We start from the raw sequence: 26,164 nt of genomic DNA, 5'->3' as shown, positions 1-26,164 counted from the left end.
TTGCTTTGCAGTATAAAAAAAATCGTATTTCCTTTTAGAAAATACGATTTTTTATGTTGTTGAAAAACTATTGTATCAGTGAAATTAAGTTGTCATTTTTTCTGCAAAATAAGGGGTTGATCTCCGTTCCGGCTGGGCGCTTTGTTGTTGCTGTCGCTTCGCTTTCGCACAGTTAAACCATTTGTAGCTGCCGCTACGCTTTCACAAAGATTCCTTGACCATTTTATTTTTCATAGATACTAGTTATTAAGCTGTAATTCGATTGGACAATGATCACTGCCCATAATATGTGAATGAATACTCGCCACATTAATGTTGTTTTTTAGTCTCTCCGAAACAATAAAGTAGTCAATACGCCATCCGATATTGCGCTCGCGTACTTTATTCATATAGGACCACCATGTATAGTGATCTGTTGTATCTGGATACATATAGCGGAATGAATCTACAAAACCACTTGCCAATAGCTCCGTCATTTTTGCACGTTCTTCAAATGTAAAACCTGAATTACCATTATTCGATTTTGCATTTTTTAAGTCAATTTCCATATGTGCGACATTTAAATCACCACAGTAAACTATAGGTTTCTTGGAATCTAGTTCTTTTAAATAAAGCGCTAATCGATCCTCCCATTCTAAACGAAAAGGTAATCTAGCTAAATCACGTTGTGAATTTGGGGTATAAACATTCACTAAGTAAAAATCTTCATACTCAAGTGTAATAATTCTCCCCTCTTCCTGTGATTCATCCTCACCAACGCCATAACGTACTGAAATTGGTGTATGCTTTGTAAAAATAGCTGTACCTGAATAACCTTTCTTCTGTGCATAATTCCAATACTGCCCATATCCCTCAAGTGAGATTTCCACTTGTTCAGCCTGACACTTTGTTTCTTGAATACAGAAAAAATCTGCATCTACATGATTAAAAAAATCTAAAAACCCTTTACCTAAGCAGGCTCGAATTCCATTAACATTCCAAGATATAAACTTCATTTTCTGTTTTCACTCCTCAAAAAACGCCCTCCACCATTAGCGAAGGGCGTAGTATTCTATAAGTCGTCACCAACGATTTTTACTTCTGTTTCTAAATCGATGCCAAACTTTTCTTTAACTTCTCGTTGTACCATTTGAATTGTTGCAATATATTCAGTAGCCGTTGCATTACCTTTATTAACAATAAAGCCTGCATGCTTCGTTGATACCTCTGCATCACCAACGCCTTTTCCTTGTAAGCCACTATCTTGAATAAGCTTACCAGCAAAGTGACCAGGTGGGCGCTTAAAAACGCTCCCTGCAGATGGGTATTCTAACGGCTGCTTAGATTCTCGCTGAAACGTTAAATCAGCAATTTTTGCATCAATTTCTTCCTGTACACCTTTTGCTAATTGAAATTCGGATGATAATACATAGTATCCTTTCTTGGCAATGATACTTTGACGATAACCAAGTTCAAGATCTTCTTTTGATAGTATTAAAATTTCGCCTTCTTTTGTTAGCACTTTCGATGAAATAATAATATCCTTAATTTCACCGCCATATGCACCGGCATTCATTGCCATAGCCCCACCAACTGAGCCAGGAATACCACAAGCAAATTCAAAACCTGTTAAAGATGCTGCTGCTGCCAGTTTCGATACATCTTTTATAAGTGCACCACTTTGCGCATAAACATGGTCACCATTAATGCGAATTTCATCTAAAAAAGAAAATGTAACAACGATCCCTCGATGACCGCCATCACGAACGACCATATTTGATCCATTACCTAACATTAATAAAGGTATATTATTTTTGTAAGCATAGCGAATAACCGTTGCTGCCTCTTCCTCTGTTTCAGCGAGAACGAAAACATCCGCTTTACCACCTAATTTTGTCATAGTATATTGCTGTAATGATTCATTCAACTTAATATTGGCCGGATTAACGCTCTGTGCTAAATCCGCCGCCCATTGTTCTTTTGTCATAAAAGCTAATTCCTTTCTAACGTCCTTTCTTACTCTACACTAGTATGGATTTAGAACCCTAATTTGACAAGTAAAAATGAAGGGTAATTTTTATCTCGCCTTAATAGGTAACGAGACTCTCCGTGCAGAGCCGATGAATAGGATAAAAAAAATTCATGGTCATTATATTACATATGTCCAATGTTTATCTACCCATCAGAAATTTCGAGATAGACTTCACACTTTTACAGCCAACTCGTTGCCCACAATTCGATATTGCGGATTGCTCCTTCTAGTGCCCAACCTTTATCCGTTAAAGAATATTCAACACGCACTGGTACTTCTGAATATACTTTTCTTTCAACAAGCCCTTCTTTTTCTAGCTCTTTTAAACGTTCGGATAATAAACGACCACTTACAGGTAATGCATTTTCAATCTCATTAAAGCGCTGTGGTCCATCTAATAATTGATATAAAATCAGCCCTGTCCAGCGTTTTCCAATTAAATCCATAGCTTTAGCTAAACGAGGACATAAATTTGACTCACTCATTTTTTTCACCTCTTATGTACTCTATTGTAACGATAATTTTTAAAAAAGTAAATTTGAAGTAACTTATTTACTACAAGTAATCTATTTACCTTTTCTTATTTGATTACTAAATGTAACTTGAAATGTTTTTTCATTTTTGGCATTATCTTTTGCTTTAACATCGTATCAAAGCTACTGATGGCATAAAAAATTAGCCACGGCTGCTCAATCAGAGCGTAGTCATGGTAGCTTATTATTTAATAAAAATGGCCACTTATTTCTATATAGATGCACATGATTTTATTATTATGACTATTCCCCTCTGTTAGAAGAAAAGTTACCGTACTGTAATGACTTTTAAGAAGCTTATTTTTTATATTTACAAAAATTTTATTTACGTCTACATATATTGAACAATTAGAAGATAAAAAGTTTGCTTTACATGGAAATTTAACTATTAAGGATCTAACAAAGCCCATTGATTGTTTTTACAACAGTATATACAGGGAACAGTGTAAATCCATGGGCGCAAGAAGAATGGATTCCTGATGAAAGCACAGATTGAATTTTATAATACTCTCCTAGAAACAGGTGGTGAATTGTCGTAGTGGATCTTGAAGTATTTCCTTTAAAACAACTTCAAGCCAATATTTCGTAGAACGGAGGCCTTGTAGGGTTTGATGAATTCTCTTCAGGACATACTTTTATTTCAATGATGTTTTTTATCGTATTCGGTGTTATCGCATTTTCTATTATTAAAAGTACTATACAATGGTCAAAAAACAACAATGAACCATTACTAACAGTACCCGCTAAAGCCGTAACAAAACGGTCTAATACTAGTGGAGGTTCTGGTAACTCTAGTGCACATACATCGTACTACGTCACGTTTGAAGTACAAAGTGGCGATCGTCTAGAGATCAATTATGCCTCGGCATAATTGCGCCCGGAATCGGCTTTGTGCTTGCACAAAGAACTTCCTTCCGATTCTTTGACATCCGCCGGAGGCTTTAACTTATTTCAGCGGATGTTTGGACAACCGCTGAAATAAGTTAAAAATGAATGGTCGTGATTATGGACAGCTCACAGATGGTGACTTTGGCTTACTATCATTTCAAGGAACACGTTATCATGCATTCGAACGACAAAAAAAGGAGAGCAGCGTTTAACAACGCCCTCTCCTTTTTAACATTTCATTATTACTTAATTAAATATTTACCAAAGCCGCCTTCAGTATCGCCTAAATATTCGATACTGCTACCTGCCGGAATGACTTTTTGTGCATCCTTTGCAGAATTGTAAATAACTTTTGTATTTGCTGGGAACGGTACAAATGACCAATTGTTATCCGCAGCAGAATTAATTGTTTTGTTTGTCATAATGTAGTCAATGACAGCTTGGCGATTTTCATAAGCATAGTTTGTTAAGTTAGAGCCATCTGCCTTTTTAAATGTAGCACCATAAGAACCACCAACACGGTAATTGTTCGAAATGATAATAAATTCTTGTTTTAGATCGATTGGTTTACCGTTGTATTGCACGTTTTTAATACGATTTGCTTTTTCATCTAGTAAAATACCTCGACTATCATATTTCGCAGGTGATGTAACATCAATTTGATAAGTTAAGCCATCTAATACATCAAAATTGTAAGAACGTGCCTCTGGGTCAATAATATTTTGTTCTTTAGTTTGTTTTGGATCAATTGTTGCAAAAACACCAGCAGCCATTTCTAACCATTCAATAGCTTGCGCACCTGTTACTTTAATCGTTGCAAGCGTATTATCGTAATAATAAATGTCTGCCATATTTTTAATCGCTAGTGGACCTACAGGAATGTTTGTGTAATCTGCAGGGTTATTTCGAGATCCCGCTTTGAAAGGCGCACCAGCTGAAAGAAGCGGGATGTTTTCATCAGCAGTACCTTTTAATTCTTTTTCAATAAACCATTTTTGAGCTTGTGTCACAATTTGAATAGAAGGATCGTCTTGAACCATTGAGAAGTAGCTATGGATTGGTGCAGTTGTCTCACCAACAGGCTGACGAATATACTTTAACGTACCTTCATGCGCTTCTTTAATTACATTTAAAACTGTTTTAGATGGTTTTAGGCCTTCTTGTTTGATAGAACGGATAGAACCTTGTCCATCCTTCACAACCCATTTAGCGCCTTTTTGTTCTAGTTGTAAATCAATAACTCCAAGATAGCTACCATAGCTTCCTGCCATTACAGTTGGAACACCGTTAATTGTCCCTTTTTCTTGATCGACATTTTTCAGATTTTTATAGTCGCCTGGGAATGTCAAATGAGAGTGACCTGTAATTAAAGCATCGACACCTTTAATCTCAGAGATTTGGTACCCAACGTTTTCGTTACCTTTTTCGTAAGTATCTTCACCAATACCTGAATGTGAAAGTACTACAATTACGTCTGCACCTGCTTTTTGCATTTCTGGTACAACTTCTTTCACCGCTTCAACTGGTTCTTGCATTTCTACTTTGCCTGCTAAATGAATAGCATCCCATTCAACAATTTTCGTAGGTACAATCCCTGTAACACCCACTTTAAGCGTGTGCTTTTTACCTGTATTGTCTACTACCTCTTTATTAAGAATTACGTACGGTGTGTACATACGCTTTTTTGTTTTAGCGTCGTATGTGTTTGCATTTACGACTGGATATTTTGCATCATTTAATACTTCATCTAAAAACTTTAAACCATAGTTGAACTCGTGATTTCCTAAAGTTCCTCCATCATATTTCAGTGCATTTAGTGCTGCTATTGCTGGATGAACCTCACCTGGTTTCAAAGGATTCTCTAACGCTTTATAAGAGCCTAGTGGCGTTCCTTGAATTAAATCACCATTATCAAATAATAATGTATTTGGGTTCTCCTTACGAGCCTGTTCAATTAATGTAGCCGTGTTTGCTAGACCTACATCAGCTGATTCAGCATCTAAGAAATAATTGTAATTAGCAAGATTTGTATGAATATCTGTTGTTCCTAAAATTTGAAGATTTACTGTAGATGTTGATAATTTGTATTCGGCTACAAAGCGTTTAATAATACTTTGCATTTGCTCAGTTGTTACATAGGCACGCGGACGAATTGTGTTATCCCCAAAGCCTTGTAATAAGTTTGCTGCAACAGCATTTGCTAAATCTTGCTTATGTGCTTTAGCAATTTGATCCGCATCTTTAAACTTATCTAATACAGAAAGTGGTGCGTTATCTTTGGCTAATCCACGAGCAGAAATAACGAATGCTTGTTGTCGTGTCAATTTATCATTTGGACCAAACAACGTCGCCGTTTTACCTTTAATAAGATTCAGTTCCACTGCCTTTTCTACATACGGAGCTAACTCCTTAGAGATGTCAGTAAAGGCAGTTTTGGAACCATCCCCTAGCCCTACATTTAAGCTTTCTACTAATTCTTTCACGTAATCCCCGCGTGTCACATCGTTTGATGCAGCATTCGCAGATAGTCCAAATGGTAATACCGCGAATAGAACGAGTAACATCGCTAAGAATTTAGTAATAAACTTTTTACCCATGGTAACAACCTCCTTATAAATCTAATATTTTCCTACGGTTTTTATTATATTATACTAATTAATAATTTAATTGAATAAATAGTCCCAATTGTATGTATTTTTAAACGAATAGCAAAACTCTTCTTCTGAAAATAATAGATTAATATCATTTATACAACCACATGTTAGTAAATGTAAATTCGAAGTACATGCAGAGTACCAATGGGTTAGACCTCCTTACCACTACCGTACCTCTATGAATAAAAAAAAGTTCTCTCAAATTAGAGAGAACTTTTTTTAAAAGAATTACTATATTTCCCTAATCAATACGCTAGAGAATAGTATTTATTATGCAGTTACAGTTTGTAAAGATTGAGCTACTTTTTTAACCGCTTCTAGGCCATTTGCAATAATTTCTTGCGCTTTATCTTGTGAAGCGTTATGACCCTCAATGATAACCTCTTCGATAATTTCCATACCGAACATGCCAACAACATTTTTGATGTAGTTAACTGACATTTCCATTGGTTGTGCTTCAGGTGCAGAGTAGTAACCACCGCGAGCATTTAAAATAACTACTTTTTTGTCAGTCATTAAGCCTTCTAATTGACCGTTTTCATTATATTTAAATGTATAACCAGCCTGGAATACATAGTCAATGAAAGTTTGTAATTTCGCTGGGATTGTTAAGTTCCAAAGTGGGAAAGCAAATACGACAACATCAGCTGCAGTTAAAACATCCATAGCTTTTTGTTTTGCAGCTAAAAGACGTGATTCAATGTCAGTTAACGTTTCACCGTTTTGAACTTTACCAAAAGCATTGAAAAGATCTTGACCGAAATAAGGCATATCTTCTGCGAATACGTCAAAAGTCGTTACGTTGACACCTTGTACATTTTCCATAAATGTGTCGTACATTTTTGTTGAAATACCGTCTGGACGGTTGTTTGCTTTTACTACTAATACATTCATTATATAAATTCTCCCTTAAATTTCAAAGTTTAATATCTCGAATTCAAGATATATGAATATATTAAAAAACTTTGTGTAAAAAGTCAACGTTAGTATACTAAGACTTTTGACCGAAATGCGGATATTTCATAATATTCACACCATAACGAAGGGTTGATTTCCGTTCCGACTGGGTGCTTTGTAGCAGGATGTTGGTCACGAAGGCGTTATCACAGGACGTGATGCTCTTAGCATTCGTTCCTCTAAATCGCTAATCCCAAGGAGTCACCCAGTCGTAACGAAGATCAATTTTTCCACATGATATGCGTTTTTGCACAGGTCATCCCTTTTTATAATTAGCTATTAAAGTATATATATTAGATATGAATAGACTTACTAATCTTATAGCTCTTGATTTGCTCCAACAAAGTTAAAATTTACAGCTATCGTCCGTACAAACTCCACCGTCTCCTGAGCCTGCCATCTTTAATTCTGGTTGTAAGCCTTCTTCTTCGGCAACTTTACGTAAAGTTTCTTCAAATACTTCTTGAGGTTGTGCTCCAGAAATACCGTACTTACGATTTAATACAAAGAACGGTACCCCTCGCACGCCCAGTTGTAGCCCTTCTTGTATATCAGTCTCTACCTCTGTTTTAAAATCGTCGTTAGCAAGAACCTTTGCAACTTCTTCACGATTTAAACCTACTTGCTCGGCAATATCGATTAATACATCATCCTGACCAATTCGCTTTGCTTCAATAAAATAATTGTATAATAGTGCTTCAACAAGCGCTGAAACATCCCCTTGTTGTTCTGCCCATTTCACTAGCCGATGTGCTTTTAAAGTATTTTCTTCCATTGAATGATCAAAGTTATAATCTAGGCCAACTTCTTTTGCACGAGCCGCAACACCTTGCGTCATTTCTTTCGCTTTTTCTAGCGACATCCCATACTTTTTCGCCAATGCTTCATACGTAGACACATTTGTATCCACAGGTGTTGTTGGGTCAAGCTGATAGCTTTTATAAACGAGCTCTACCTGCCCTGCAAAACCAGTTTCCTCAATCGCTTGCTCTAATTGCTTTTTGCCAATATAACAAAACGGACATACATAATCTGACCAGATTTCAATTTTCATAGTTAGTCACGCTCCTTTTGCTACATTGTATCGATAGTAATGATTACAAGGCAATTTTTATGCTTCATTGCATAATTTCTCAAATCAATCTACATACTGAACGTAAAAACAATGTGAGGGTTATGTATGACACAATCTCTTTGGCTCGGAACAATTGATCCCGTCTCCTTACCATCCCTTCCTGCATCAACAACTTGTGATGTATGTATTATTGGCGGAGGCTTGACGGGACTATATACAGCATATGTCTTAGCAAAATCAGGTGTAGATGTAGTCTTACTTGAGGCAAATTCCCATATCGGTCATGGTACGACTGGTCATTCAACAGGAAAACTAACTGCACAGCATAGCTTAGTTTATGCCAACCTTATTGAAAAACTTTCTGTAGATGAAGCGCGGCTTTATTATCAGCTCAATCAAATAGCTGTAGAAAAAGCATTACAGCTACTCCCTAAAGAAAGTATTCAACAAGTAGATTCATTGCTTTATTGCCAAACAAAAGAAGGCTACGCCCAATTATTAAAAGAATGGAATGCCTATAAAGTATTAAATATTAAGGCGAAAATCACTACTGACACAGAGCTTCCCTTTCCAATTACAAAAGCACTCAGCATGTCCCAGCAAGCACAAATTCATCCTGTAGAAGTGTGTAATTTCCTTGTAAAAGAAGCATTATCAATGGGCGCAAAAATCTATACAAATACCCGTGTTCAGCAATTAAACATACCACAAAATAGCTTACATACCGCAAATGACATGTCGGTTCAATACAACAAGCTTATTTTATGCTCACACTATCCAATCGAAGCCTTTAGAGGACTACATCTTTTCAAACTTTCTAACAGTCGCTCCTATATGGTTGCTGGTAAAATTACTGATACACTACAAGGTCAATACTTATGTGTAGATAATCCTACACGCTCTATTCGAACAGCTACCATTAACGATGAGCATTATTTAGTATTAGGTGGCGCTAATCATATTGCAGGTGAAACAACCAATACCCAGCCCTATTATGATGCTATTCAAAATGAAATGAAGGCTCACTTCGATCAGGATTCTATCTATCGCTGGTCTGCGCAGGACATCGAAACACCTGATATGGTCCCGTATGTTGGCAGGATTACACCGTCCTTGCCTAATGTTTTCATTGCAACTGGCTATCGAAAATGGGGCATTTCCAATTCTTTTGTAGCCGGAGATCTATTATCCTCCTTAATAACAGGTGCTGGGAATGAAGATGGCGCCATTCCTCTTTATTCACCAACACGTACGAAATTTGGTGCTCAATTTATGCAGATGCTAAAGGTAGGAGGTTTTGTAGCCAAAGAATTCGTAACAGGTTATGTGAAACGTGCAAATACACCAACTTGCACGCATTTAGGTTGTAAAACAAAATGGAATGAAGCCGATGAAACTTGGGATTGCCCTTGTCACGGCTCTCGCTTTAATGCCAAAGGGGAAGTTCTTGAAGGTCCTGCTGTGCACCCTTTAAAGCTAGATTAATAAATGCGTTAAAACGCTCGTTTACATCAGCAAGCGTTGGAGAGCCCACAGCAAAAGTATTTCTATAATTTCCTTAACAATAAAAAAAGAGGTTGCCTATTCCGAGGCAACCTCTTTTTCATTATTTCAATGCATCAGTTAAAACTGGGACGATTTGTTTTTTACGAGATACAACACCCGGTAAAAGAACGCGATTATTCACAAGCTCTGCGCCAAATCCTTTTGCTGCAGCCTCTGCTACTTGTCCAATTGCAACAGCAGTTGAATCATTGTTTAAAATATCCGTTACAACAAAGAAGAATAAATCTAAACCATTTTCCGCTACATTTTTATTTAATAAATTTTCTAATTCCTCTTGGCGGCCAAGTACATCGTTAATGTCGACAGCATTTACTTGGGCCACTACAGATTTATATTCACCGAATTGGAATTCTTTCGCATCTAATGATAAAAGATCTTCTAATGATTTATCTGAAAGATCAGCACCTGCTTTAAGCATTGCTAATCCATATTCCGCGGCATCAACACCTGCAATTTTCGCTAGCTCTTCACCAGCTTGTACATCTTGCTCAGTGCAAGTTGGAGATTTGAATAATAATGTATCAGAAACGATGGCTGAAAACATTAAACCAGCAATGTTTGCAGGAACTGCTACGCCATGTTCTTTGAAGATTTTATTTAAAATCGTAGCCGTACAACCTACAGGTTCAGCTCGGTAGTATAGTGGGTCAGCTGTTTGGAAGTTTGCAATACGGTGATGATCAATCACTTCTGTAATTTGTACTTCTTCGATTCCGTCAGCAGATTGTTGGAATTCATTGTGGTCTACAAGGATTACTTTCTCCGCTTCTCCAGCTACTGATGAAATTAATCGAGGTGCCTCAAAGCCAAATTTATCTAAAGCAAATTGTGTTTCATTATTTACTTCACCAAGGCGTACCGCTTCAGCATCAACACCAATTTGCTGTTTTAAATATGCATATACAATAGCAGATGTAATTGTGTCTGTATCTGGATTTTTATGACCAAAAACTAAAACTTTACTCATTAAATTAATTCCTCCTAAATGGCAATAACATTTATAGTTTATTTTATCATACCTTATGAACAAACATGTTATAAAGTGAAAGTTTATCTATAAAGGATCTACTGCCAATATACATCCAAAATCCCCCGTTTTAGGATAACCATACTATCATGTATTACTTACTTTTCCTATACATGCTAGAGGTAGGCTTTTTTAGTTCAGGAAAGAAGACTGAACGCATGATGAAAAATCCCTTTTTATAACATTTATAGATTATTATTAAATATAATATATTTATCTGTTAATAACACCCTATTTATAACATTTAATAATAAAAATACATAGTTTATAAAAAATATTTACTATAAATAGATATATAGTTGTGTTTTCGTATTTATGAAAACGTAATTTTATGCTATCATCAGGTAGTCTATATTTTTTAGGATATACAGGAAATGGGGATTACAATGACAAAGAAGATGGAAAAAAAGTATATTCCTTTAGCAAATTATTTTGAAGTAGCTTTACAACAAGAAATTACTTTATCATTTAGCGAACTCGAAAATATTATGGGACAAGCCTTGCCAAATGCAGCTTACTTAAATAGGAGCTGGTGGAAAAAAACAAAGCCCCCTCTCTCTCACTATTTGTCATGGACAAATGCAGGCTATTATGTCATGGATGTTAAGCTCGGTACCAGTGTAACTTTCTCGCGTACACAAATGAAGACTACGAGTAATGTTTCTACAAATGACGATAACCCACCTGCATACATAATTCGAGCAATTGAAGCATCTGACGCCCGATCATTTATTCATTTGCAAGAAGAAATTTTCCAACAAACTGACTTCATGTATAATATGGAAAACGAATTAGACCTTACAGTTCAACAACTTCGAAAAGATTTGGTCTATTGGAAACAATTGAAGAACCGTACGATTTTATGTTGTATAGTAAACGGCATTTTTGCTGGCTATGCCGTTATTCATGGATATAAACATTCTAAAGCTAAACATGTTGCATCAGTTCATCTAGCTGTTAAGGAGGAGCATCAGCGACAAGGTATCGGCTCAGCGCTGATGGAAGCAGTAGAACGTTGGTCTATACAGCGAGATATTTCACGCTTAGAAGTATCTGTCATGGAGCATAATGATTGTGCTTTAAATTTGTTCAAAAAATTAGGCTTTCAGCAAGAAGGCATCCGACAAAATGCCATTAAATTAAATGATACCTTTATTAACGAATATAGTTTAAGCAAAATTTTATAAGCTTCTTTTTCAAGGATGTCTAAAACTTATTTGGACATCTTTTTTTATGTGTAGCGTTGTAAAATGATTAGAAAACTTGCTTTTCTCTTACTGCATCTAAAAATAACAAATTATTTTCTACTTGTTCATAGGATTGTTGATATTTCTCATATTGTGCCTTGTCCTGGCTGACCATTTCTTCAATTAGCGCATGTAAAAAAGAGAACAATACTGGAATAACGTCCAATGTAGATTGCTTTTTTAGACCAAGTGTAAATAATGCACTTGCAAATTCCCGAATAGAAGAAAACGCAGAACCAGTAATGGCAATAATTCTTGCCTTTTTCTTCTTAGCAATTTCTACAATCGTTTGAATGTCATTTGAATGCTTGTCCCATGAAAAAACAATTAATGTCGTTTGTTCACTCATACTGTTAATTTGCTGTACAAGATCATCGGATTCTGAGCGAAGCTGTTTCACGTTTGGACGTAACGTTTTCATTGTATACGCTAACCAGTTTGCAATGGACGCAGCTTGACGAGTACCTAAAATATAAACGTTCTCTGCTTCGTGCATCCATTTAGAACTTTTTTGGAGCATATGATCATTTATCAAATGAATCGTATCTTGAATATTTTGTATATCACGTTGCATAACCTTACCAAAACTCGAAATATTAATCTTATTTGATGGATATGTAAGTTGAAGACTCTCATGACCATTTTGAGTCATTAAATAGCTTCTAATTTTGTCTTGTAGTTCTACATAGCCCGATAAATCCATCGCATAACAAAAACGAATCACTGTCGATTCACTAACATTTGCCTGTCTCCCTACTTCTGCTGCTCCATTACTAATTACAACTGTATGGTTATTCATTACAAACTGTGCAACTTTACGCTGTCCCTTCGACAGCCTAACAAATTTACTTTCTATTTCTTCATTAATACTCATTTCTAACAACCTTTCTTTCAATGAAATTATCACGAATGGAGATTGTTCCTACTGACTCTAAATTCGGTTAAAAATACAGTATCACGATTACAATCTGAATACAATGACTTTTCTGAAAAATCTTTAACACTTTAACTTGCTAATGTGGCAGTTTCATAAAATTGTTCTACCCTTAAGGTTTTTGATGAATTGATTCTAACAGATTTTTAAAAATATTTGAATAAAAATTAATATTCTCTAATTTTTATGTAATAAAATTATAAAAAATGTCTTGGACTAGACAATCGCCCATCCAAGACATGATTATTTTTTAATCTAATTCCATTTGTTTTGTTTCTTGTCCTAAGAAAATTACCCCAACAACTCCGATAATAATCGCTCCGCAGAAAATCGCGAAGATGAAGCCGATATCATAGCCTGCCGTTAATAAAATTCCTACTAACAAAGGGCCAAAAATACCACCGATACGGCCAACCGCTGCTGCCATTCCTGCACCTGTTCCACGAATAATTGCTGGATACTGCTCTGGTGTATAAGCATAGAGTGCACCCCATGCTCCTAAGTTAAAGAACGATAAAAACATTCCTGATGTTAATAGTACTACCATCGTTTCGGCATTACCAAAAATGAAAGCACTTACAGCTGTACCAATTAAATAGGAAATAAGTACAAACTTCCGTCCAAATTTTTCTATAAACCATGCAGCTGTAAAATAACCTGGTAGCTGTGCAAGCGTCATAATGAGAACATATTTAAAGCTCGTAATCATATCAAACCCTTTACTAACCATGACACTTGGTAGCCATAAAAACATACCGTAATACGAGAAAACAACCGTAAACCATAACACCCATAACATAAGTGTCGAGCGTACATATTTTTTCGACCATACTTCTTGAATATTTTGCACAACACTACGTTTTTTAGACTCTGCCTTTACTACAAATTGAGGTGAATCTGGTAAGTGCCAACGAAGATAAATTGCATATACTGCTGGAATTGCCGTTAACAATAAAGCAATACGCCATCCCCAGGTTGGAATAACAAAATACGAAATCAGTGCAGCGATTAACCACCCCGCTGCCCAGAAGCTTTCCAGTAAAACAACCACTCGCCCACGTTCTTTTGCTTCTACACTCTCAGAAACTAGCGTCGATGCGACTGGCAATTCGCCCCCTAGTCCCATGCCTACTAAAAAGCGTAGTGCCATAAAAGCAAATAATGTAGTTGTAAATGCCGATAAGCCACTTGCAATCGAAAATAAAACGAGCGTCCACATAAAAATTTGCTTACGTCCTACTTTATCGGCAAGCACACCGAATATAAGAGCTCCTACAGCCATCCCGATTGAATTGATGCTACCTATCCAACCGGCTTGACTTGGTGTTAATCCCCAATCAACTGCTAACGCAGCAATAACGAATGATAATATCCCTACATCCATAGCATCGAAAAGCCAGCCAACGCCTGCTACCCTTAAAAGCTTATTTCGAGAAATAGATTGTTGAACCTTATTTGTTGTAACAGTATTTGTCGTCATTTCAACCACCTGTCTTTACACTTGACTTTACATTGCTAGTTTACTATACAGTTATTTCAAGAAAGTGACAAGCAAAAATTCAAATTACCGAATTGTTTCGACAATTTCTCAAATTCTATTGAAAACATAGGGCCATTTGCGTTAAAATGTCTTTTATACAAAAACAACTGTTCTTCCTATAAGAACAAAAGGAGATCGTAACGTTATGTGGAAAGGCCTAATCGAGGAATATAAACAATTTTTACCCGTAACAGAAAGTACACCTGCTCTAACTTTAAACGAAGGCAATACGCCTCTTATACATTTAGTAAATTTATCTAAGAAACTTGGCATTGAACTTTACGGAAAGATCGAAGGTGCAAATCCAACAGGTTCATTTAAAGACCGTGGCATGGTGTTTGCCGTTGCTAAAGCAATTGAAGAAGGTAGCAAATGTGTTATTTGTGCTTCAACAGGTAACACTTCAGCTGCAGCGGCAGCTTATGCAACACGTGCTGGAATCCAATCCATAGTCGTGATCCCTAAAGGGAAAGTTGCCCTAGGTAAGCTAGCACAAGCGACAATGTATGGTGCAAAGATTATCGAAATCGACGGTAACTTTGATGATGCTTTAAACATCGTTCGTCAAGTAAGTGAAACAACTCCAGTGGCACTTGTAAACTCTGTAAATCCATACCGCATCGAGGGGCAAAAAACAGCATCATTTGAAATTGTAGATGCTTTAGGAGCCGCTCCAGATTATCTTTGTATCCCTGTTGGTAACGCAGGTAACATTACTGCGTATTGGAAGGGCTTTAAAGAATATGATGCAGCAAAGGGCTCTGGCTTACCTAAGATGTTTGGCTTTGAAGCTGAAGGTGCAGCAGCAATTGTAAACGGTGAACCTATTGCTAATCCTGAGACAGTGGCAACAGCTATTCGTATCGGTAATCCCGCAAGCTGGAAATTTGCAGAAGCAGCTCGCGATGAATCAGGTGGAATTATTGACTCGGTGACAGACGAAGAAATTTTAGCTGCTTACAAATTAATTGCAGGCACTGAAGGAATTTTTGTTGAGCCAGGTTCAGCTGCATCATTAGCAGGCGTTATTAAATCAGTTGAAAATGGCAAAATTGCGAAGGGCTCTAAAGTTGTTACGATTTTCACTGGTAATGGCTTAAAAGATCCTGATACTGCTATGAATATCTCGACTGTAGATGTTGTCTCACTTAAAAATGATGAGGAAGAAATTCGAAAATACATCGAGGGCGTACTATGAGTAACATGTGGCAAATCTCAGTTCCTGGGAGCACTGCCAATCTAGGCTCCGGCTTTGATTCAATAGGGCTTGGCTTGTCTCTTTACTTAAAGTTAACCGTGTCTTTACAGGATAGTTGGGAAATTATCCACCTCGATGATAATGGTCCTAAAGAGTTTGAGCTAGAAGAGCACTTACTATACGTGATTGCCAAAAAAATTGCAGACCAATACGGTAAGCAGCTACCCGCTTGCCGTGTTGAAATGGCAAGTGAACTCCCATTAGCCCGCGGTTTGGGGAGCAGTGCAGCTGTCATCGTTGCAGGAATTGAACTAGTTAACCAAGTATGTGATCTAGGCTTAACTGTTCAGGATAAACTCGATTTATCCTCACAAATCGAAGGGCATCCAGACAATGCAACAGCCTCGGTATTAGGAGGATTAACAATTTCCTCAATGGATGAAAATGGCGTTGTTGATACATTTCATGTTAATGATATAGAAGCTTCCTTTGTTGTGTATGTACCAGATGTCGAACTAAAAACAAGTGAGGCTCGTTCTGTGTTACCAGAGCAATTTGACCGTGCATACGCAGTGAGAGCCTCTGCAAATGCAAATATGCTAGCAGCTTCATTAATGGTTCGTAATTATGAGCATGCAGGTCGTTATATGGAAGCTGATTTATTTCATGAACCTTTCCGTGCCCAATTAATCCCACAATATAAAGAAATCCGTGCATCCGCCAAGGCTAATGGGGCATTTGGAACAGCTTTAAGTGGGGCGGGACCAACAATGATTTCTATCATTCCTACAGCTATTGCGCATAATTTTGTAAATGCGATGAAAAATCAATTTCCAGAGCATCAAATTATCTTAACAAAAGCCGATGAACATGGTGTACAAGTGAAATTTAAACGTCTACTGCAAAAGTAGACGTTTTTTCTTGGAAGGGGGAAGTAGCTTGAAACCAATTATTTTCTGTGATTTTGATGGTACTATTACAGAAACAGATAATATCGTCTCACTAATGACTCAATTCGTTCCAGAGGAATCTGAAAAAATTGCTTCGGCAATGATGGAACAAACTATTACCTTTAAAGATGGCATTTCAGCAATGTTCGAGCTATTATCGACTAAACAAAAGAATGATGTTATCCACTATTTATTGGATAAAGCCATTATACGTAAGGGCTTTGGTGATTTCGTTCGTTTTGCACAAGAGAAGCATATTCCGTTTTATATTGTTAGTGGAGGTGTAGACTTTTTCATTGAGCCACTGTTAGAAAAGTACGGTCCATTTTCTGGAATATATTGTAATAGTGCTGATTTTTCCGGACAGCAAATTGAACTCGTCTTTCCAAACGGCTGTGATGAAGAATGTACGAAATTTGAGACACAGGGCTGCGGTTGTTGCAAGCCAAGCGTTATGCGACAGGTTGCACAGGGCAATCATTTTAAAATCGTGATTGGAGATTCACTCTCTGATTTTGAGGCTGCCAAACAGGCAGATTTAGTACTTGCTAGGGATCATCTTATTAAACGCTGTAAAGACCTTCATCTTCCTTATGAGCCATTTGAAACATTCTATGATTGCTTAGAAATTGTAAAAAAGCTTATGGAAGCAGACAAGGCTGTTTCTTTATAAAAGGTTAAAGAAATAAGGGCGGTATGTTCAAAGATACCCCCCTTATTTCTATATAACAATAGGAGCCTTCTTAATTAGACGGCTCCCATTTCAATTTTATAATTTATTTTTTGCTTTAAAAATTCTCTTTCGACGTTCGTACCAAAAAACACAAATGACAAACCACGTATACCCCATACTCCATCCGGCCAATACATCAGAAGCAAAATGACGGGCTCCGGCAACTCGAGACAAACCAATAAGCACAGTTAAAACAACTGCCCCAAGCCAAAGTAATGCCTTACGTCCCCTGCTATTGTTCTCCGAAAAAACATAAGCAATTGTAAATAAATACAAGATACCGGTCATAGAATGTCCAGATGGAAAGCTAAAGGATGTTAATTGTTCTTCAATCTCCGGTCTTGGTCGTTGTACCCATTTTTTCAATAATTGATTAAGTACATTCCCACCTGCGATTGTTAACAAAACAAATAGTATGCCTCGGTTATTTTTCACCTTCCATGCTAAATACACTATTAAGACGATAGCGACAGATACTACAAATACCGGTTCTCCTATATAGTGAAAAAATTCTACAAAACGGTTACCGAAAAATAAATCAGCCATTTTTGTATCAAAAGTACTGATTATTTCACTTTGAAAAGTACCTCGTAACACAAAAAAGATAATGAGCGTTAATACCGCTAAAGGATAAGCCCATTTTTTCATTTATTACTTCACCTCAAAACTATATGCTACTATCATATTTTTCACATCATATCATATTTAAGCTTGCTTGAGGTAATTTGCTCTTTATCCCGCATTAAGGGGCAGTATAATTTACAAAATCAACTGCCCCTTAATGCCCGGTTTCTAACCTACCTTATTCCCTCTTTCTTGTGGTATGACAAAGGATCTTCCTTCTGCTTTATTAAAATAATTTGAGAGAGCTAATGCAACGACAAATAAGATTGCAACGATAGGTATTATTTTTCTAAACAAAATATGCACTTCCTCATTTTCGATTTGAATTATTTTAATAACACTGGATCGAATAACCAATCCTTCGGTCCAAAGTTTTTATCCTTCTCTCCTCTTACCTCACGGGATATATTATTTTTAATAATTAGTTCTCTAAACTTTCTACTGAACAAAGTTTTTCGGTATAAATATCTTCCGTCATGGCTCCATTCAGCCGAGAGGAATATATCGTTTTTTATATTGGTTAAGTCTTCGCGATGATAAATATCAGGACCATTGATTACCCCACTTAATCCGCAACGACATGGTGGCTGCTCTGTTGCAAAATACAATTTAACTCTTTCAGTGCTAGATTCAGGCAATACTTGTGTCGGTATAATTTGAAAAGCTTTCCGCTTCCCTTCTTTCGGTCCTTGATGGATAACCTCTAAAAGTTCAAAACCTTTAATATCTTCTTGTTTCATTAATGTCGCTAATTCCTGTGAAGCTACCCAATATCCGCTCACATGAACTAGATGACGATCTTTCATTTCCGTTGTATCTATCACTAATGGTGAAAGTTGTTCTTTTTCCATAAGTCCACAATGCTGGCAATGGGTGCTTATAGAAAATAAAGTTCCTTTATCATCTATAAACATATCAGGGGAGTTACCTGCCGAATTTAAGGTAAACAGTGAAGCTTGCTCATATTCGCTATCTGAAAAGTCAAAGTAAAAGCGTTCCCCAATAGAAACAATTCCTAATTCATGTTCCAATGATTTATATAGTGCCGCGACATGTTCGTATGTTACATCATCATTTAATGTAAAAATAGGATTAAATGATGCCTTTAAATTTCTCTTTCTTATTTCAGGCGCACCGACGAAAATACCATAGCGATTATAAACTTTAATGACTTGATCTTGACTAGATTCATCTATAGAAAATAAATTTTCAAGTTCTACTTTCAAAATACACGCCTACCTTTATATAAAGTTTTATGGTGAAGTATGTTGACTGGCTAGTAACTTTTAAAAAATCTACAATCTCTACTTTATTCTTAGATAACTAGGCTTTTATCGAAATCTTATATTATCGTATTACTTACTATAACAAATCTACTTAACCACGATTAACTTAAGCGTACCAGTACTTAGACCGATATTTCAACGTTGGATTTACGCCAATTTTTTGGCGGTCTTTGCCCCTATTTTTGGCGTGATTTGGCGGACATACAAAAACACCGCCAAAATTTGGCGGTGTTGCATAAAAAATATAGATAATCAGACTTATAGTTTAGGTATAATTAACTAAGTTAAATTACGGTATTTTAATACCACCTAAACTCTCCCTTTTTATTGAAAAATCTACCAGAAGGAATGATTATAACATACAGACAATCTATAGTAAATTCATTCTTTCTGCAAGATTCACAGCGTCTGTCCGTGAATCTACATTCAATAAAGAAAATAGCTGCGTTAAATATCTTTCAGTTGTTCGCTGAGGGATATTTAATTCTATGGCAATCGCTTTATTCGTATGTCCTTCTGCAATCAATCTTAAAATTTTCTTTTCTTTTTCATTTAAGTGTATATCAAGTTTTGCATCCTGCAATTTAAATTTATTATCGAGAAAATCCAAGAAATTTTGAGGTAACACAATTTCACCATTTGCAATGGCTCGAACAGTTCGTAAAATTTGCTCCTTAGACGCTGTTTTAGCTAAAATCCCTTCTATTTTCCGCTCTAAAATAAGTGGATAATAATCAGTAATATCATCACCAGTATAAAGGATAATTGAAGCATTTGACTGGATAGCTTTAATGTTACGTGCTAAATGTATGCCATTCTCTAATGGCATATTTATATCAATTAAGTAGATATCATACGGTTTGTTTTTAATTCTCTGTATGACATGAGTCGCATCGCTTTCTGTATCAACTATAATATCTTCGTTTTCTTGAAATAAATTTTTCGTTCCCTCTAACACAATAGGGTGATCATCCACTATAAGCATCGTAATCAAGTGTATCACTTCCTTCTTTTACTGTAATTCTAATAAACATTCCTTCATTAACCTGTGAATCGATGTAAAACTGTCCGTTAAAGGCCTTTACACGCTCTTGCATACCTTGAATTCCCATTGACTCTCCGACAGTAATATCATCAACATTACAGCCTAACCCATCATCCTTATAGATGATTTCAAAACCATCGTCCATTTCCTGTAAACGTATTTCAACTGTTGTTGCATAGGAATGTTTTAAAGCATTGTTGAGTAATTCTTGAAATAGTCGATAAATCATTAAATTCATACGCTCATCCTCTAAATAAAGGCGATCTATCGTATAAATTAATTCAAAACTAGCTCTTTCTATTACTTTACGAATTAACTTTTCTAACGCAGCGTTTAGCCCTAATGTATCTAATAATGGAGGTTTTAAATTTTCGCAATAAGCTCTTAAATCATGTAAAGATGTAATCATCTGCTGATGAATTTTATCAAGTTTTTGCTGGATATCAGTTGTATCTTTCGCATTGACTAGGACATCAACCTCTCGGGCAATATGGAGCTGCTCTTGCAAATTGGTATCATGTAATTCTTGAGCTAATTGATATTTTTCCTCTTCAAATCTTAACCATAATAATTTGCTTAACCAAGGTAATTGACTATCATCTGCTTGCCTCATATGCCTTAGTTCCTCTAACAGCTCTTCTACCATCTTTGTATTTTCAATAAAATTATTTACATATAATAAAAGCAATTCAAGCCATAGAAGCTCTTCATCTTTTAAATGAATCGAATTTTTATGTTCCAATACTAAGGCTCTTTTATAATGAGCATCTTGATGGAGGAAGGCTAAGTAGACTTTGTCGATTCTCCGTATTCCTCCTAATTTCAAATCCTCTATTAGCGCTGGATTAATTGAAAGCCTTCCCTCAACCGTTGAAGTAAATTGACTTGTGTCATAGTTATAAGTTAATACAAATACATTCTCTAACTCAAGATGTAATGAAACCTCTTGTGCAAACTTCTTTAGAAGCTCATCTATTTTAATCGTTTTACCAATCCTATCGACAGCCGTGTATAGCTGATGTATATAATCCCCTTTTGTCGAAAATAAAATTTTTCGTTTTCGATAATCTACCTTCTCTTTTATGTAAAAAAGGACAACTAACGATGTAAAAGTAAAGAGAGAAACACCTGATATTACGGGTATAGTTAAATATTTTCCTGCAATGCAATACAAACCAACTATAAACCATAAAGTAAATATTAATGCAAAGATTCCATAATAACGAAGTCTTGTAATATGGTATTCAATATCAAATAATCGTTCTGCTACCTGTGTAAAGATAAAGCTAAATGGAATAAGTAATAAAAATAAAGAGCTGACTTCACCTGAAAGAATATACGTATCAAAAAAAATGCTAGGGAGTGCATATAAAAAAAGGAATGGCAAAAACGGTATCATTATACTACTTAACAATACTTTCAACTGAGGTGATTTGTATTTGAAATAGCTTAGTAATAAAATACTAAGAATAATAATAAGGAGAATGAAGAAAAGGACTAACACTACGTCAGAAAGTAAAATGTAATAAGCAGGATAGAAAGTGCAAATGCAGCCCAGTGAAAAAGCGATTACAGGGAATACATAAAAGTATTTGATATTGTTTGTAAACAGCCAATTTATTTTTACAAATGAATAATAATCTCTTAAAAAATGTAATAATATAGCTAAACACAATACCATACTACTACGATTTACTATTATCCCAATTCCATTCACTCTACTAGATACTCCGCTGCTTACATAAGCCAATGAAACAGTTAACATAAAAAAAATAAGTAAGTTAGTAAGCTTTATACTTTTTTGATTGAAATATATATATATGGTAATGAATAGAGTTAGTAAATAATAACAAAACGGAAATAGTAATAAATAGTAAAATTGGTGAGGGATATCTGAATGGTTAATATGTATATCTTTTATTTCTCCATTGGGCTTCATTATGGTTATTTTATCAGCAGTTACTATCATAGATTTATATTTCAATTGATGTAGATGATCCATAGGCACATCATCTACTCTTAAAATAACATCAGATGGTGAAATATTTCTCCATCCCGTCCAGTCTTTGTAATAAGGTTGCGTTACTCCCCACTCGCCATTCTCTTTTTCTATCTCAATTTCTAATAATGGCCCGCTATAACCCACATATATCAGATAAGAACCAATCATTAAATAGAGCATTATAGCAGGCCAAACTAACTTGCTACTCAACGATTTTATTTCCACGATCCACTTTCCAACTCTACTTCACTATTAAACGCATCTAAAATTGCTTTTTGCTCTATAGGCGAAACTCCAATTAATGAGACTTTTTGTGCTTTTAATAGAGAAACTAGTTCTGGGTTATTTTCTAGATATTGAATTACATTTATCATGCATATAACTCCTCATTTCAATAGTTTTTTTAAGTAGTCTTTACCTAAATCGTTTATTGCCATGTTTTCAAGATTATCTAATGCTTTAAACTTGTAAACATTTTTAATAGTAATTGCATAACGTATCGCACCACCATTTGTCAACTCGTTTTCCATAGCATTATTATCTAAAAATACATCTATATCGTCATTATAATAGCTTATCACAGACTTTGAAACATCATTTTTCTGTGATAAAAGATAAATAATAGGCAATGAGTATCTTTTATTAAGCAAATCATTTTTAGATCCCCAAGTTTTTAAACTTTGAATATCGTTTTTAATTTGTTGGATAATACCTATGTATTTCCCATACTCTTTAACATCAGAAGATGTCTCACCTTTTGCAAGTACTTCACCAATTAAGCAACCCATTGCTGTTAAAGAACCTGACTTTTGTTCAATCATTTGTAAATATGATTGCTCATTCCTACAAGTATTAAGTAAATCTAGTTGCTGACCATTTATACTTCGTAATGCATAATCATCAAGTATTTGAATAGCTGCACTTTTGTGTTCAAAGGAAGTCTCACGTATTGTTTTAGAAGCCATCACTAGCATAGCTAACGCAACATTTAATGATAATTCAGGTGTTTTAGTCCAACTGTAGTCTGAATCCTTGTCCTGCAAGTCATCGATGATATCAAACGATAAAATTAAAAGTTCAATAGCTGCGGCAACTTTATAGATGTCCTCGTTCAAACAATCTGCAAATGCTTCGTAATGCCAATAACATAGCTTACCAAATGAATAGCCAACTGCCTTTTTTTCTTCCTTAAAAATCTTTAGCATCGACCGTAGTTCATGACCTATCAATAACTCGTTTTCAATTAGAATATCCAACGCTTCATTAATTTTTCCGTCAAGCTCCTGCAATAGTCCTCTCCCCCCACAAGTATGTTATTAAATAGTATACAGATTAATGGGAAATAATACTAGATATTAAACCCATAAGGGAATATTTTACATAAAATCATGACAGAAATACCGCCAAAAAGTGGCGGTATTATATTATTGACCGCCATTTTTTGGCGTAAACCCACCATTGAAATGGCGTCCTTATCGATGATACGCTTAAATAGGGTAAGATTTTAAGATCATTTGCATCTGTTCGATTTAATCAAGTTAAATAGTTTATTTCCAAATATCAGAAAGAGAATTGAGACCATTTGCCATGTACTGAAGAGAAGGCTAGGCAACTCCATCATGATGAACAGCTAGGAATCATTTAAATCTATTAACAGGAAATACTCGAAACACAGGGAGTGATTGAAATGAAAAATGACGTAAATGAAAATGTTTTAATACTTACAGCTAATTTCTCCTGTACAATTTCAGTGACCGAAGAGGAAATCACGATTAAAAAACCTTCGAAAGAACAGCAATGTATAGAGCAAATAATTGTTGATGCCGAGCAACAAGCTTATAAAGAAACATTAGCAGAGTATAAAAGCAAATCTACATTTTCAAATTTTATTTGCAATATTCCTGGATTTGAGGATACTTTTCAGCAAAAGCTAGACGCTTTTATTGAACAATATGGAATTAAAAGAGTATCTGAAGAAAATCAGTCTATACCGCCTTTAGTAAGTCCATTTACCTCTGGATTAAACATACATACACCTATAATCTATACGTTACCAAGCTTTTATATTATAAATGCTAGAGGCAATTGCTCTAGCACTTCTATTAGAAATGCTACTGTCGGCTTGCCTGTTTATCGCTATAATTCAGAAATAGAAATGTCCTCTTTAGGGAAATATAATACTGCTGTAAAGGAAGCTAATTGTGCACCCAAACATTTTACCGAGGTCTCCATTAGTGATACTGATATTTCTTTTAATATTACGACAGCATTTAATGCATGGAATAAAGCGTCCATTAAGCATTAAGAAATGGGTATGGCACAGTTATAAATTTGTGCCTCCCTTCTTCCTTATGCGTCATTTCAATGCTTCTATTCATCGCTTAATTTTTTTATCCGCCACCCCGACTTCTTTTAGTCTAGTTAGCCATTCTTTCCTTCGCTCTCTGTCACTTTGCCTACCTATTGTTTTTTCTACGAGACCTTACATATTCATATAAAAAAAGGTGCCTCAAATGACTTTGAGACACCTCTAAAATATTAACCTTTTACATAATAAACTTCTTGTCCGCTTTCGATGATGTGATCAGGCTTCGGTTTACCAGCATTTGCTTTATGACCAGCAATATGCTCCGGACTTTTCTCCCAATTTTTCCATGCTTCTTCTGATTCCCAACGAACCACAATTAACACTTCTTCATCACCACGTCGTACTTTTTTCAAAAGTACTTGCTTATCAATAAAGCCTGGCTGTTGTTCAAGTAATGTTGGACCATCTTTTTTAGCACCAAAACGTTCAACTACTTTATCGGAATTCCCTTCCGTAACGACAATACGTTTAATTTGTACAAACATATTATTTAAACGCCTTTAGAACATCTTCAATTTTTTGAGTTTCAGAAGTTAAACCGCCATTAGCAAGATACCAAGTTTCTGGATTTAAGTAGAACACTTTTCCGTTTTTCACAGCTTTTGTTGCTCCAACGATTTCGTTTTCAATTGCAGCTTTTGTACCAGATTCACCGTTTGGATTTCTAACTGCATCGCTATCAACTACGAATAAAACATCTGGGTTTGTGTCACGTACATATTCAAAGCTTACATTATCACCATGTGTAGCTGCTTTAATAGTTTCATCAGCAGCTTTCACACCGTAAATATCATGAATTACACCAAAACGCGAACCTGTACCATAAGCAGATAGTGCACCTTCGCCACCTAATACGATTAAAGCTTTATCTTCCGATTTAGCAGTCTTTGCTTTAATTTCTTCTACTTTTGCTTCATATGCAGTAATTGCATCAGCGACTTCCTTTTCTTTACCGAAAATCTTACCAGCTAATTCTGTGTTTGTTTTGAATGATTCTAAGAAATTAGTATAGTCAGTCCCAACATATACTGTCGGTGCAATTTTAGATAATTCATCGTAAGCTGCTGCTTGACGACCAGAAATGAAAATAACGTCTGGATTCATTTCAGAGATTGCTTCAAAATCAGGCTCTTTTAAAGCACCAACATTTACGTATGATTTATCAGCATATTTGCTTAAGTATTTTGGAAGTGATTTTTGTGAAACACCTGCAACTTTAACACCTAAAACATCTAAAGTATCAAGGAAACCATAATCAAATACAACAACTTTTTCTGGCACTTTATCAAGAGTTACCTCTTTAAAAGTATCTTCGCCACTTGTACTACCTGGAATTGTAATTGGATAAGCTGTAGCTTCTTCCTTTTGCGTCTCAGAAGGTTTGTTATCAGTTGAAGAATCTTTCTCTTCTTTTTTTGCTTCGTCTTTAGAACCGCAAGCTGCTAATACTAATAGCATCATCGCCATTAATACAGTTAGTAATTTCCAATTTTTCATTGTAAAATTGCTCCTTTAAATTTAATTTA

24 protein-coding genes are annotated in these 26,164 nt (G+C 35.6%); 7 read left to right on the top strand and 17 right to left on the bottom strand.

Going from position 1 to position 26,164, the window contains the following annotated elements:
- Positions 1-239 precede the first annotated feature (239 nt).
- The 3 genes from AC3WSK_RS16070 to AC3WSK_RS16060 all read right to left on the bottom strand — a co-directional run bounded on the left by AC3WSK_RS16070 (position 240) and on the right by AC3WSK_RS16060 (position 2,496).
- On the bottom strand, positions 240-995 hold the full coding sequence (locus AC3WSK_RS16070) for an exodeoxyribonuclease III (RefSeq protein WP_079562511.1): 756 nt from the start codon (positions 993-995) through the stop codon (positions 240-242).
- Positions 996-1,051: 56 nt separating this feature from the next.
- A complete protein-coding gene (murB, locus tag AC3WSK_RS16065) occupies positions 1,052-1,966 on the bottom strand; it encodes a UDP-N-acetylmuramate dehydrogenase (protein WP_079562510.1) in 915 nt (304 codons plus the stop codon).
- A gap of 224 nt (positions 1,967-2,190) precedes the next feature.
- Positions 2,191-2,496, bottom strand: a complete 306-nt coding sequence (locus tag AC3WSK_RS16060) for a winged helix-turn-helix transcriptional regulator (RefSeq protein WP_079562509.1) — start codon at positions 2,494-2,496, stop codon at positions 2,191-2,193.
- 691 nt (positions 2,497-3,187) lie between these two features.
- Here AC3WSK_RS16060 and AC3WSK_RS16055 point away from each other — a divergent pair.
- Positions 3,188-3,415 (top strand): DUF2500 domain-containing protein, encoded by a 228-nt coding sequence (locus tag AC3WSK_RS16055; protein WP_492414593.1) that lies wholly within the window; start codon positions 3,188-3,190, stop codon positions 3,413-3,415.
- Positions 3,416-3,674: 259 nt separating this feature from the next.
- Here the strand turns inward: AC3WSK_RS16055 and AC3WSK_RS16050 are convergent, their stop codons facing one another.
- The 3 genes from AC3WSK_RS16050 to AC3WSK_RS16040 all read right to left on the bottom strand — a co-directional run bounded on the left by AC3WSK_RS16050 (position 3,675) and on the right by AC3WSK_RS16040 (position 8,097).
- Complete coding sequence (locus tag AC3WSK_RS16050) at positions 3,675-6,029, bottom strand: bifunctional 2',3'-cyclic-nucleotide 2'-phosphodiesterase/3'-nucleotidase (protein ID WP_492414592.1); 2,355 nt, start codon at positions 6,027-6,029, stop codon at positions 3,675-3,677.
- 327 nt (positions 6,030-6,356) lie between these two features.
- On the bottom strand, positions 6,357-6,980 hold the full coding sequence (locus AC3WSK_RS16045) for an FMN-dependent NADH-azoreductase (protein ID WP_079562506.1): 624 nt from the start codon (positions 6,978-6,980) through the stop codon (positions 6,357-6,359).
- A gap of 409 nt (positions 6,981-7,389) precedes the next feature.
- Positions 7,390-8,097, bottom strand: a complete 708-nt coding sequence (locus AC3WSK_RS16040; protein WP_427483469.1) for a DsbA family oxidoreductase — start codon at positions 8,095-8,097, stop codon at positions 7,390-7,392.
- Positions 8,098-8,223: 126 nt separating this feature from the next.
- Between AC3WSK_RS16040 and AC3WSK_RS16035 the strand changes: the two genes are divergently transcribed.
- A complete protein-coding gene (locus AC3WSK_RS16035) occupies positions 8,224-9,603 on the top strand; it encodes an FAD-dependent oxidoreductase (RefSeq protein WP_492414591.1) in 1,380 nt (459 codons plus the stop codon).
- A 121-nt stretch (positions 9,604-9,724) separates the two neighbouring features.
- On the opposite strand, the gene AC3WSK_RS16030 is transcribed toward AC3WSK_RS16035, so the two are convergent.
- A complete protein-coding gene (locus tag AC3WSK_RS16030) occupies positions 9,725-10,651 on the bottom strand; it encodes a manganese-dependent inorganic pyrophosphatase (RefSeq protein WP_492414590.1) in 927 nt (308 codons plus the stop codon).
- Positions 10,652-11,097: 446 nt separating this feature from the next.
- On the opposite strand from AC3WSK_RS16030, the gene AC3WSK_RS16025 reads away from it, so the two are divergent.
- On the top strand, positions 11,098-11,898 hold the full coding sequence (locus AC3WSK_RS16025; protein WP_240518317.1) for a GNAT family N-acetyltransferase: 801 nt from the start codon (positions 11,098-11,100) through the stop codon (positions 11,896-11,898).
- A gap of 67 nt (positions 11,899-11,965) precedes the next feature.
- Here the strand turns inward: AC3WSK_RS16025 and AC3WSK_RS16020 are convergent, their stop codons facing one another.
- Positions 11,966-12,832: a MurR/RpiR family transcriptional regulator gene (locus tag AC3WSK_RS16020; RefSeq protein ID WP_427483463.1), complete on the bottom strand. Its 867-nt coding sequence runs from the start codon at positions 12,830-12,832 to the stop codon at positions 11,966-11,968.
- 310 nt (positions 12,833-13,142) lie between these two features.
- Positions 13,143-14,372: an MFS transporter gene (locus AC3WSK_RS16015; RefSeq protein WP_079562500.1), complete on the bottom strand. Its 1,230-nt coding sequence runs from the start codon at positions 14,370-14,372 to the stop codon at positions 13,143-13,145.
- Between the two features lie 205 nt (positions 14,373-14,577).
- Between AC3WSK_RS16015 and thrC the strand changes: the two genes are divergently transcribed.
- From thrC to AC3WSK_RS16000, 3 genes are read left to right on the top strand one after another with little or no spacing between them, the layout of a single operon-like run.
- Positions 14,578-15,630 (top strand): threonine synthase, encoded by a 1,053-nt coding sequence (thrC, locus tag AC3WSK_RS16010; protein ID WP_079562499.1) that lies wholly within the window; start codon positions 14,578-14,580, stop codon positions 15,628-15,630.
- Positions 15,627-16,541 (top strand): homoserine kinase, encoded by a 915-nt coding sequence (gene thrB / locus AC3WSK_RS16005; protein WP_079562498.1) that lies wholly within the window; start codon positions 15,627-15,629, stop codon positions 16,539-16,541. Before thrC ends, thrB begins: the two co-directional genes overlap by 4 nt.
- A 28-nt stretch (positions 16,542-16,569) precedes the next feature.
- Complete coding sequence (locus AC3WSK_RS16000; protein WP_492414589.1) at positions 16,570-17,253, top strand: MtnX-like HAD-IB family phosphatase; 684 nt, start codon at positions 16,570-16,572, stop codon at positions 17,251-17,253.
- Positions 17,254-17,349: 96 nt separating this feature from the next.
- On the opposite strand, the gene AC3WSK_RS15995 is transcribed toward AC3WSK_RS16000, so the two are convergent.
- The 6 genes from AC3WSK_RS15995 to AC3WSK_RS15970 all read right to left on the bottom strand — a co-directional run bounded on the left by AC3WSK_RS15995 (position 17,350) and on the right by AC3WSK_RS15970 (position 23,559).
- Positions 17,350-17,961, bottom strand: a complete 612-nt coding sequence (locus AC3WSK_RS15995; RefSeq protein WP_079562496.1) for a phosphatase PAP2 family protein — start codon at positions 17,959-17,961, stop codon at positions 17,350-17,352.
- A gap of 302 nt (positions 17,962-18,263) precedes the next feature.
- Complete coding sequence (locus AC3WSK_RS15990; RefSeq protein WP_427483456.1) at positions 18,264-19,163, bottom strand: hypothetical protein; 900 nt, start codon at positions 19,161-19,163, stop codon at positions 18,264-18,266.
- Positions 19,164-19,593: 430 nt separating this feature from the next.
- Positions 19,594-20,208 (bottom strand): response regulator transcription factor, encoded by a 615-nt coding sequence (locus tag AC3WSK_RS15985; RefSeq protein WP_240518319.1) that lies wholly within the window; start codon positions 20,206-20,208, stop codon positions 19,594-19,596.
- Complete coding sequence (locus AC3WSK_RS15980; protein ID WP_492535068.1) at positions 20,192-22,438, bottom strand: sensor histidine kinase; 2,247 nt, start codon at positions 22,436-22,438, stop codon at positions 20,192-20,194. The genes AC3WSK_RS15985 and AC3WSK_RS15980 overlap by 17 nt, the downstream gene beginning before the upstream one ends.
- A 47-nt stretch (positions 22,439-22,485) precedes the next feature.
- Positions 22,486-22,644: a competence pheromone ComX gene (gene comX, locus AC3WSK_RS15975; RefSeq protein WP_079562492.1), complete on the bottom strand. Its 159-nt coding sequence runs from the start codon at positions 22,642-22,644 to the stop codon at positions 22,486-22,488.
- Positions 22,645-22,656: 12 nt separating this feature from the next.
- Positions 22,657-23,559 carry a polyprenyl synthetase family protein gene (locus AC3WSK_RS15970; protein ID WP_492414554.1) on the bottom strand — a complete coding sequence of 301 codons (903 nt, stop codon included), beginning with the start codon at positions 23,557-23,559 and terminating at the stop codon, positions 22,657-22,659.
- 398 nt (positions 23,560-23,957) lie between these two features.
- On the opposite strand from AC3WSK_RS15970, the gene AC3WSK_RS15965 reads away from it, so the two are divergent.
- Complete coding sequence (locus AC3WSK_RS15965) at positions 23,958-24,575, top strand: hypothetical protein (RefSeq protein WP_079562490.1); 618 nt, start codon at positions 23,958-23,960, stop codon at positions 24,573-24,575.
- A gap of 233 nt (positions 24,576-24,808) precedes the next feature.
- Here AC3WSK_RS15965 and AC3WSK_RS15960 read toward each other — a convergent pair whose 3' ends face one another.
- Both AC3WSK_RS15960 and AC3WSK_RS15955 read right to left on the bottom strand, forming a co-directional pair.
- Positions 24,809-25,123, bottom strand: coding sequence for an antibiotic biosynthesis monooxygenase family protein (locus AC3WSK_RS15960; protein ID WP_079562489.1), 315 nt, complete (start codon positions 25,121-25,123; stop codon positions 24,809-24,811).
- Position 25,124: 1 nt separating this feature from the next.
- Complete coding sequence (locus AC3WSK_RS15955) at positions 25,125-26,135, bottom strand: siderophore ABC transporter substrate-binding protein (protein ID WP_427483451.1); 1,011 nt, start codon at positions 26,133-26,135, stop codon at positions 25,125-25,127.
- Positions 26,136-26,164 lie beyond the last annotated feature (29 nt).

This window comes from Lysinibacillus sp. EB271-A1-10B (assembly GCF_058791335.1).
Note: the sequence above shows the minus strand (reverse complement) of the source record. Positions and strands in the feature narration are given on the sequence as shown.